Below are 10,390 nucleotides of genomic sequence, written 5' to 3' on the forward strand. Positions count from 1 at the left end.
AATGGTTGATACATATTACAAATCAATGAACTGGAATAAGTTGGAAGACCAAATCGATAAGGAAACTTGGGAAAAGTTGACTTCACAATTTTGGTTGGATACACGTATTCCTCTTTCCAACGATTTAGATGACTGGCGTACCCTTAGTCCTGCTGAACAAACCGTAGTTGGACACGTTTTTGGTGGTTTGACCTTACTAGATACCCTTCAATCACAAGATGGTATTCAAGCTATGTTGAAGGACACTCGTACTCAAGCTGAAACAGCTGTTTTCAACAATATTGAATTCATGGAATCAGTTCACGCTAAGAGTTATTCATCTATTTTCAGTACTTTGAATTCTGCCGAAGAAATTGAAGAGATTTTTGACTGGACAGATCACAACGAATACCTTCAAAAGAAAGCTAAGTTCATCAACGATATTTATCAAAACGGTGAACCTCTTCAAAAGAAAGTTGCCAGTGTCTTCCTTGAAAGTTTCCTTTTCTATTCAGGATTCTACACACCACTTTATTATTTAGGTAATAACAAACTAGCTAACGTTGCTGAAATCATTAAGTTGATCATCCGCGATGAGTCAGTTCACGGAACTTATATCGGTTATAAATTCCAATTAGGTTTCAACGAATTGAGCGAAGATAAACAATCTGAATTGAAAGACTGGATGTACGATTTACTCTATACTCTCTACGATAATGAAGAGAAATATACTAAAGAATTGTACAAAGAAGTTGGTTGGGTCGATGAAGTTCTCGTTTTCCTTCGTTATAACGCTAATAAGGCTTTGATGAACTTAGGACAAGAACCACTATTCCCAGATGGTAATGCTGAAGACGTTAACCCTATCGTTATGAACGGTATTTCAACTGGAACAAGTAATCATGACTTCTTCTCACAAGTTGGTAATGGTTATCTAATGGGTAAAGTTGAAGCCATGAAAGATTCCGATTATGATATTGGACGTACTGGTGACAACAAGACTCCTGATGACAGTTCACTCTTCAATAAAGTTAAAAAATTAAAATAGTTCCACAAAAATAAGGATTCACCAATTAAGGTGAATCCTTATTTTGTTATGTTAGTAAACAATTTCTTCGATAGATCTTCTAATGTATTCCATTCATCAGCTGTAAAATTACTCTTCGCTACAAGTATTTCTGGCAACTCATTTACTTCTTTACGCTTAGAAATTCCTAGATCAGTTAACTTCACATTAACAACACGTTCATCTTCCTTACTACGTTGACGAGTGACTAATCCTTCTTTTTCCATTCGTTTTAATAATGGTGTCAGAGTACCTGAATCAAGTGAAAGTAGTTCACCTAATTTTTTAACAGTAACATTATCGTATTCGTAAAGAGAAACTAAAACCAAATATTGTGGGTAAGTTAAATTATTTTTACTAAGTCCATCGTGATATAACTTTTGAATTGCACGTGAAGTTGCATAGAGAGAGAAACACAAGTGGTCATCCAAGGGGATTGGCTTGGTAGCATCGATTGCAATATTTTCTGCCATAAATCATCCCTCCTTATCATTTATGCATACATTCTATTCTTATTTTAAGGAATTGTAAACTATTATATTTCACACAATCTAATTTCACTCTCTTAAAGTACTTTTATCTCCACAAAATAAATAATATTTATTTGTATTATTTATTTATTTTTTATATATAAAAACACAATATTTTTTAGAGTTATATGGCATGTTAAATATTCTTTTATTTGTTAAGATTTCTTTGTAGAGTGATTTTGTCATATGAAAGGAATATTCATGACTAAACGTAATGGTTTGAAACAACTATTATTAATCTTTATTGGGATAATGCTTTTACTCGTACTTTATTTATTTAATCATATCCAAATAGTTAAAGCGGATGATAATGCTGACTATGAGTATGCTTTATCACACACACCTAAAGGATTGAATTGGGATAATAATGCCTTTGTCGTTGCTGATTTCCAAAAGGCAGCCGAAAAACGTTTGGGTAGACCGGTTATTGTACCTTCAAATAATATGTTCAATTCAAGTACGACTAATAATGCTCAAATAACCCAATCGACTAATCCAGATACTAAAGGAACCAGTGTAATTAAAATGACCAATGGTACCTATCAGACTGGTGCTGTATGGAGTAATAGAAACGCTGATAATTATTTTGATATTCGACATCCCCAAAAAGCCTCAATGTGGCTCTATTTTGGTCCTGATACAAATCCAAATAAGGATCCTTCAAAATTAGTCGGTGATGGAATGGCCTTTGTTCTCCAGAACGATAATAATGCAGAAAATTCAATTGCACTCTCCGCAGACGGAATTCCAGTTAATGGACAAGCTTTGGGTGTCTGGGGGGCTGATTGGGACCATGGTGATCATAGTTCCGTTGCTAAGACTACAAAAACAGCCATTCAAAATAGTTGGGCTTTAGAGTTTGATACTTTCGTCAATCGAGAAAAACCAAACTCCTCTGGAACTGGTGAAGGTGTTTCCTTTGACTTAGATGTTTCCGGAGGTAGTAGTAACTCTAATCGTCATATTGCTGGTAATTATCCAGCTTTGGAAACTACCTATATAAATGATATGAGCAATTTTCCAAGATACATTACAATGAATCACGGAAATAACTATAAAATCCGACCTCATTTAGTAGATGGTCAATGGCATCACGTTACTATTACTTGGACACCTAAAAGTGATACCGATCATTCACAAGGAACTATAACTTACGCTTACAACGACAAAAATCCAAGTACAGGAGCTCCTATTACCAACGATGTAGTACAAACATCTTTCAATATTGATACAAAAAACTTTGGACTAACAGGAGATAATACTAAACTTTACTGGGGATTCACTGGATCTACCGGTAGATACTCTGAAAATAACTTACTAGTTTTCGAATCCATCCCCTCATTCGTTGATGCTGAAGCAACTCCGGCTATTTATGACGATTCTCAAGGTGGGAGTGAAATCACTGAAAGTAACAATACCGTCGATCCCAACAGTGATATTAGATACACTTATACGCTGAATTATAAAGGTTGGACTAAGAATTGGGACAAAATCAATGCAAAAATAAATGTACCTACTCATATTAAATTCACTAGCGGAACAATAACTTATCCAGACTCATTAGACAACAAGCCACACCAAATAGATCCAAACGTTTTTAATAATTCCGAGCTTAAATTTCAACTCCCAGATAAACTTACTCCTAATAGTAGGACTGCCATCATCGAGTTACATGGTAAAACTGAAAAAAATGCTTCAGAAACTCTAACGGTTCCTTCGGCCCATGCTTCTTTCGAAGGTGATAATCTTATTACAGATGCCAATACTATTCCTTTTAAAATTAGGTCTAGAAAATTAAATCTAGATAGTGATTCCCCTAATATCATCAAGGTAAAAGAAAATGAAGATGTTAATATTCCAGCCCAGGTAACTTATGCTGGTAGTAATAACAATCCCTACTATCAGAATTTAACTGTGCATCAAAAATTAAATAATAGTTCTACTGAAATGCAAAATATCGTTGATTCATCTGGTAAATTTAATCTCCCAATAAGCAGTGATTCACTGGAAAAAATCAATACGGTTTCCTTCTACGTTACAGATCAGGATGGCAATACCAGTAATACTATTACGCGACAAATCACCGTCGGTGGGAATTTAGCATTTGATTATGTACAAAACATAGTTTCGTTCAAACCCATTAACGGTTCCTTCACTGATGAAATACTGCCTCGACTTGGTAAATGGCAAATTAATGTTGTTGACAGTCGAGAAAAGGGAAGTCGGTGGTCTGTTCAAGCCCAAGCTGACGATCTGGTCTCAACTGATAAAGATAAGAATAAATTATTAGGTAACCTTTTTTATCGAGATGCCAATGGCAAAAATCACAGCATCAAAAACGGTTTTTCCGTCGCCACGCATACGAAAGATACCGATGACACACAAATTAAAAATATTGCGGATTCTTGGACCACTGATAGTGGAATACTATTAGCGATAAATAAAGGTAATAAAGCTGGAATCTACACAAGTACAATATCGTGGTCACTAATTGATTCTATTGATAACTAAGAAAAATAAAAAGAGCCTGATGTGATATTCATTTATTATCACATCAGGCTCTTTTTATTTATTTTCAACTAACTTCGATATCCCATAAACATAGCAAAAATCAGAATAACTAAAACGATTGTTGTAATAATTACATAGAGATTATCGTGTTCTTTATAAAAAGCGTAAATAGAAACTACAACACGTAATACTGGTGTCAAAATAAGTAGGAAGACACCTAGCATAATTACCGCATATGATTTTCCAGCCGCTACACCAGCAAAGATTTCCATAAATCGACGTGGAAATTCACCTGAGGCATAGCCGCTACCACTCATAAAGTACAAGGCCATACCTATTAAAATAACGATTGCTGAAGTGACAACACCGATACGCAAAATTTTACCAATTACTAATTCAACCTGTCGAGTTTCTTCATGTGTATTATTATTCATTAGATATTCACCCCAAATCCTTTAAGAGCCATTTGTACTCCCATGTAAAGAATAATAGGAATAAAAATCATTCTGATGATTCTTGGCTTCAAGACTTGCATCAAACGGGCACCAATAGTTGCTCCAGCTAAAACACCGATTGCCAATGGTGCAGCAATATCGGGACGAATTGAACCATTAAAGAAGTATACTGTAGCACTAGCTGCTGCAGTAACACCCATCATCAAATTACTAGTAGCACTTGATGGCTTCAATGGCATTTTCATAATTGTATCCATAGCAATAACCTTGAAGGCACCACTACCAATACCCAATAAACCACTGGCTAAACCAGCAGCCCACATCATGATAAAACCACCAGGAACGTTTTTCATTGAATAATCAACTTGTTTCTGCTCCGCTTTATCATAATAAGTACTTGCCAATTTAAATTTATCGACGATTGGATCATGTCCGGTATAAACATTCTCACCTTTTTTATCCATCAACTTACGGATCATATTGTAAGTTGAATAAAGTAGGAAGAAACCAAATAAGACATATAAGAAATTACTTGAAAATACACCTACCAATAAGGCACCCATAATAGCACCAACGGTTGTCGCAATTTCCAAGAACATGGCCACACGCAAATTTAACATGTCGTCTTTTAAGTACGCAATTGTGGAACCAGAACTCGTGGCAATAACAGAGATGATACTAGCACCGATTGCATACTTAATATCTAACCCCATCATAATAGTTAGAACCGGCGTAATAATCATTCCTCCACCAATTCCTAAAATTGCACCAAGAACTCCAGCTCCTACTCCCATTACTAAAAGTAGTAGCATTGAATTCATTATTTTTCCTCTTTTTCCTCTTCATCTTTTTTAGAGAAGTTCTCTAAAGAAGTTTCATAGTTCTCTTTCATTATATCCATTGCGTGCTTAATTTCATCATTTTTTAAGCTATTTTCAGAAATTAAATCAATATGGAATTTAGAAACATTGAGGTAGTCACAAACAGTGGAGAGATAGAATTTTGTCTCAGCTTCAGCATCATCATCGAAGAAGTGGGTAACTTTCTTAGCATCGGCAAAAGGTAAATTGATGATTCCTGTTTCCAAATAATAATCAATTGGGAACTCAGCATCAGCAACGTGAATGATAATTTGTGAGAGCTCATTATCAGCAAGATCTTTTTCCAATTGTTCCTTAGTCTTGTTCAATGACCATAAATCCTCTTGCAACAAGTCATCTTTACTAATATCTAATTTAGTTTGCTTAAATTTTTCTTCTTGAATATTCTCAATAAAATCGGTAACTTTGATTTTCATTATTTTCTCCTAGAGGTACTCTTTCAAAAAGTTTTCCACAGCACCTTGATATTTTTTAGAATCCACATAGTAGCTCCTGATATGAACCCCTTGACTTTCATAAGACATTCTCGGGAATTTTCCACATGTTAATAACTTTTCACGCATTTCGAATGGAACTGTAAAATCATTTTTTCCATGCATAAATAAGATCGGCAAGGTATTTTTTTCCAAAGCTTTCGTACAATCAGCCTCTGCATATGAAAAACCAGCCCGTACTTTAGAGACTAGTGAAATTCCCTTGATCAAATATCTGCCTTTAATATGATACCTTTTTTGACAATGATAACTCAAGATTTTCGAGGCACTCGTGTATCCAGAATCTTCAATAACTAGTTTAACATTCTTTGGTAATTGATACTGAGTTGTCAACATTACTGTAGCAGCTCCCATGGAAGCACCAAAAAGAATAATCTTACCACTAGGAAATTTTTTATTAACTTCCTTTATCCATTCCAATAAATCCAAACTTTCAATATAACCAAAGCCCAAGTACTTACCTTCACTCTTACCAGCAGCCTGGTTATCAATCTGCAAAATATTTAAGCCTAATCTATCAAACAGTTGGGCATGTACGTCTAAAGATTTATGATCAACACCAAAGCCATGAACCAGAATAACAGTTGTAGTACTTTGATTATCGGTAAACCAACCATATAACTGACTATGATTAAATTTCGAATTTATTTTCCATTCTTGTTTTGGCTTTTTTAAAAATATTTCTGTTTGTTCAACTAATCCTTCATCCATTTTGACCTTAGGTGCTTCACCACCTAAAGCCTTTGAACCTCTTTTTTGAATAAATAAAAAAAAGGCGTTCAAAATTAGAACGACTAGTAATAACAATATCAAAAGAAAAATTATCATGATATTCCCTCACTTACGCTAATTCTTTAACGCCTATCATAGCAACGGCTACGATAATCATTGAAATAGTAATGCCAACAAATAATGTTGAGAATGATAATGCAGTAATAATCAAACTACCTGCATAAGGACCAACCGCACGTCCTAATGATCCAAAGATGCTGTAGAAACTTTGGAAAGTTCCACGATTACGTTTCGTCGACATTTTACTCAACAGAGCTGGTATGGTTGGAAAGACCATTGATTCACCAACAGTTAACACTAACATACTAATTACAAATGCTAGATAAGTTTTTGCCCCTGGTAATAATAAGAATGATGATCCCATAATGACTGTTCCAATAAAAATTTGATATTTCAAAAGTTTAAAGATTTTTGAGATGACACGATTCATTACTGGTTGAATGATCAACAATGAACCGGCATTAATTGTAAAGACAAGTCCGTATTCACGTGTTGTGTAACCTTGATTCAACATATAAGCTGACAAGTTACTGTCCCACTGTGAGTAACCTAACCAGACAATGAAGATAGAAGCACAAATAATGAAGAGATTTAAATTAAAACGTTCCGAGCCAATCTCAATTCGTGGATCAACATCGTCATTTTCAAAGTTGGCTTGTTGCTCAGAATCACTGTGTTCTGAAACATGCTCCAATAAATTGGCTTTAAACATCAAAATAATTGCACTTAAAACAAATAACAACATTGGTATGAAGAAAGTAAGAAAAATGCTCCACTTGAATATGAATCCAACCGCTGTTGAACCTACAGCGATACCAATATTTGATGCCAAATACATATTATTAAAGACGACTCGGCTATTACCTACCATTTGTTCAGCTACGAACGCGGTATAGGCATTGACCGCCGTATAAATAAGTCCCATTCCGAATCCTAAAATGAATAACATAATGGCATATGTAGGCCAAACATGATGAACTGACATACCTAATAAAGATACGATAGAAATAATATAACCGATATACAATGTCCCACGTTTTGAAAAACGATCAAACATAATACCGCCCATTGCGTTACCAATCATCATAAAAGCTGAATAGACCATCAAAGTAAAACCTGCTGTTACCAAGGTTTCATGCAGATTTTTATGAATGAAGATCGTATTAACCGGTAAAATGAATCCCATTACCAAATTGAACGCAATATTTAAAAGTAGTAACCATATTCTTTGTGCTCGCATTTTTTCACCTCTTCTATAAATTTTCCTATAAAAAAAACCATGGTATAAATTAACCATGGTTTTTTTGGTAGTACTCAAAATGAGTAAATAGATTCCGGTTCACATCCAGTTTCTATAGATATCCCTCACAAATCCGGTGAGTAGTGCTCGATACCCTACCTTCATAAGTGCCGTCCTAATTCGACGGCTCTCGACTCATCGCACAACCCTCATCATAATATATTCTGAAAATTGTTGCAACTTTTTTCACTAAAGATTTGGATTTTCGTTAACCTTTTCTTCAGTCCAGATCTTGTAAATTAAGTTTAATAAGCCACCCATTTGTCCATCTACACCGTTATACATCCAACGATAGATACATACATTATCATTCATTTGGTCTTCTGGTGGATTAGCACTATTGGCCGTGACAATAATATCAGCCTCTTTAGGATCACTGACGATCTTAGCGTATGGCAATGATTGTAATGTCACTGATAAATCTGAATAAACTAAGAAGAATGATTCAAGTTCAAGATAAACTTTGACCTGAATGTTCTTATTATATAGTGAGAAGAATCTATAGGCGATTGCATAGATAGCCTCTGAAATTTGTTTAGCTTTTCCAGTCAATGATTGATACTTATCACGAAGCATCAAATGTTGAACAGTTGAATAGATTTTACTCTCCAGTCCTTCATCATTCAATTTACTGATGGCATCGCCAAACCCAGAGTACAAGTTAAGAATCTCAATATAATTATGATCCAAAGCCAATACACCAATAATACATGTAGTTAAATTATATTTATATCTCAAAAATTCACTATGTGACATTGCCATATCAGAGATTGTTTGTTCAACGTCAATTGGAATCAATTCCAAGAAATCATCAATAAAGTTAGCAAATAAAGGATTATATCTGACTAATTGTTTTGATACTGATTGAAGATAATCTTCTGACACCTCAAATGTTGCTGGAACACACATCAAAAGAATATAGAAATCGGCTGATTGGAACATTTGCTCCTCATAGCTGACATCTTCTTTAATGGCACGTTTCAATTCACGAACCTTTTCGCTACCAGTGTCCCCCTCAAGCATTGGACCGGCACTTTCGAAAATGTTAGGGAAAGGATAATTAATGACATTCAAAGCATCCATGTTAGTTACGTGATTTCCAGCGATAATACGATACAAATGAGCCATAACGACGTAAGCATAGAAAGTCTTAGTAATATAGTTTGTTGGTTTTAAACGATATTTATCTAACGCAATATCAACAACTTTAAAAGCAGTCTTTTGTGTGAAATCTTCAAATGGCCATACGTATCCCCGAGTAGCATTCCAATACAATGCTGCGATAGCCAAACGGATAGATTCCTCATCACCTACGAAGCGCATTGGTTCATAAGCTATTCTGACACCAAAACGTTTCAAATAGCCCCTCATCGGCTTTAAATGACGTAAGACAGTTGCCTTACTACTATCAAGTGTTTGATAGAAATGTTTAAATGAACTTTCCTTTTCCTTTACAATGGCATCTAAGAATAGATAACCATCAGAATTAGTCGTTAAATAAGCATGATAAGCATCCCTAGTAACGTCGAACATTTCCTCAGTCGAATACTTCTTTTTCTTTAGAATTCGTTTAAAATCCTCTTGAATTCCTAAAAAAGTATTATAGACGCTACCATAACTCTTATTCATTTGATAGGCAGCTTTTCGTAAATTAATATCCTTTACCTTAATGTCTCGGTTACGATATGTTCCGATAAGATCTGCGCTAGCAAGCTGATTAGTCCTTATTAACTTTATTTTATTAAATAATTGTATTTTTTCGATTTCGGACTTCGATAAAAATAAGTCAGTAAAGCTATCCAAGAACTCCACCCCCATAGATAGAATTAATTCTATTATAATAGAACATACTCAAATTTTTATAGTGTTTATTTATATTATTGTAAATATTTTTTTAAATAACTAACCCACAACATTTTGGAACTTAAATAAATAGACAAGATATTTATAGAAATATGAATATATTTTATTATCTATACCAATAAGTTATTTTACGCCTTATTTTAAATAAGTATAGCCCTTGATGGTTCCTTAATTCAGAAAAAAATAATTTTCATAAAAAGTAAAAATATAGATTGAAAGAATCGTATTTTTTCAAAATGCTAAGCTTTATTTCATAATAAACAATAAGGGTTTTGAAAAGGGCATTTCATTTGTAAAATGAAATGCCCTTTAAAATAGTTCTTACAACTAATCTGAAATTAATAAATTGAAAAAGTATTTTTATAATTTCTGAAAACATATTTTAAAGCACAAAAAAAGAGATCAACCTAAGTTGATCTCTTATCATTAGCGTGGCAGCTACCTATCCTCGCGGGTAGTTTCCCACCAACTACTTTCGGCGTGGAGAAGCTTAACTTCTGTGTTCGGCATGGGAACAGG

General features: G+C 34.3%; 9 protein-coding genes and 1 rRNA gene. 2 read left to right on the forward strand and 8 right to left on the reverse strand.

What is annotated here, in order from left to right; all coding sequences use genetic code 11:
- Position 1: 1 nt before the first annotated feature.
- Positions 2-1,027, forward strand: coding sequence for a class 1b ribonucleoside-diphosphate reductase subunit beta (gene nrdF / locus U8526_RS09870; protein ID WP_334341794.1), 1,026 nt, complete (start codon positions 2-4; stop codon positions 1,025-1,027).
- A 38-nt stretch (positions 1,028-1,065) separates the two neighbouring features.
- On the opposite strand, the gene U8526_RS09875 is transcribed toward nrdF, so the two are convergent.
- Complete coding sequence (locus tag U8526_RS09875) at positions 1,066-1,518, reverse strand: MarR family winged helix-turn-helix transcriptional regulator (RefSeq protein WP_334341795.1); 453 nt, start codon at positions 1,516-1,518, stop codon at positions 1,066-1,068.
- Positions 1,519-1,776: 258 nt separating this feature from the next.
- Between U8526_RS09875 and U8526_RS09880 the strand changes: the two genes are divergently transcribed.
- The gene (locus U8526_RS09880; protein WP_334341796.1) at positions 1,777-4,086 is read left to right on the forward strand and encodes a lectin-like domain-containing protein; all 2,310 of its coding nucleotides are present in this window, start codon (positions 1,777-1,779) and stop codon (positions 4,084-4,086) included.
- Positions 4,087-4,154: 68 nt separating this feature from the next.
- Here the strand turns inward: U8526_RS09880 and U8526_RS09885 are convergent, their stop codons facing one another.
- From U8526_RS09885 to rrf, 7 genes are all read right to left on the reverse strand, one after another.
- Positions 4,155-4,520, reverse strand: a complete 366-nt coding sequence (locus U8526_RS09885) for a DUF1634 domain-containing protein (protein WP_334341797.1) — start codon at positions 4,518-4,520, stop codon at positions 4,155-4,157.
- On the reverse strand, positions 4,520-5,362 hold the full coding sequence (locus tag U8526_RS09890) for a sulfite exporter TauE/SafE family protein (RefSeq protein ID WP_442886233.1): 843 nt from the start codon (positions 5,360-5,362) through the stop codon (positions 4,520-4,522). The genes U8526_RS09885 and U8526_RS09890 overlap by 1 nt, the downstream gene beginning before the upstream one ends.
- A complete protein-coding gene (locus tag U8526_RS09895) occupies positions 5,362-5,838 on the reverse strand; it encodes a hypothetical protein (RefSeq protein ID WP_334341798.1) in 477 nt (158 codons plus the stop codon). The genes U8526_RS09890 and U8526_RS09895 overlap by 1 nt, the downstream gene beginning before the upstream one ends.
- Before the next feature lie 9 nt (positions 5,839-5,847).
- Positions 5,848-6,744 (reverse strand): alpha/beta hydrolase, encoded by an 897-nt coding sequence (locus U8526_RS09900; RefSeq protein ID WP_334341799.1) that lies wholly within the window; start codon positions 6,742-6,744, stop codon positions 5,848-5,850.
- Between the two features lie 13 nt (positions 6,745-6,757).
- Positions 6,758-7,948, reverse strand: coding sequence for an MFS transporter (locus U8526_RS09905; RefSeq protein WP_334341800.1), 1,191 nt, complete (start codon positions 7,946-7,948; stop codon positions 6,758-6,760).
- Positions 7,949-8,197: 249 nt separating this feature from the next.
- Entirely contained in the window at positions 8,198-9,811 is a 1,614-nt protein-coding gene (locus U8526_RS09910) for a helix-turn-helix domain-containing protein (protein WP_334341801.1), read from the reverse strand.
- Positions 9,812-10,300: 489 nt separating this feature from the next.
- Positions 10,301-10,390 (reverse strand): 5S ribosomal RNA (gene rrf, locus U8526_RS09915); the annotation flags it as partial.

It is taken from the genome of Companilactobacillus sp. HBUAS56275, from assembly GCF_036913655.1.
GTDB lineage: Bacteria > Bacillota > Bacilli > Lactobacillales > Lactobacillaceae > Companilactobacillus > Companilactobacillus pullicola.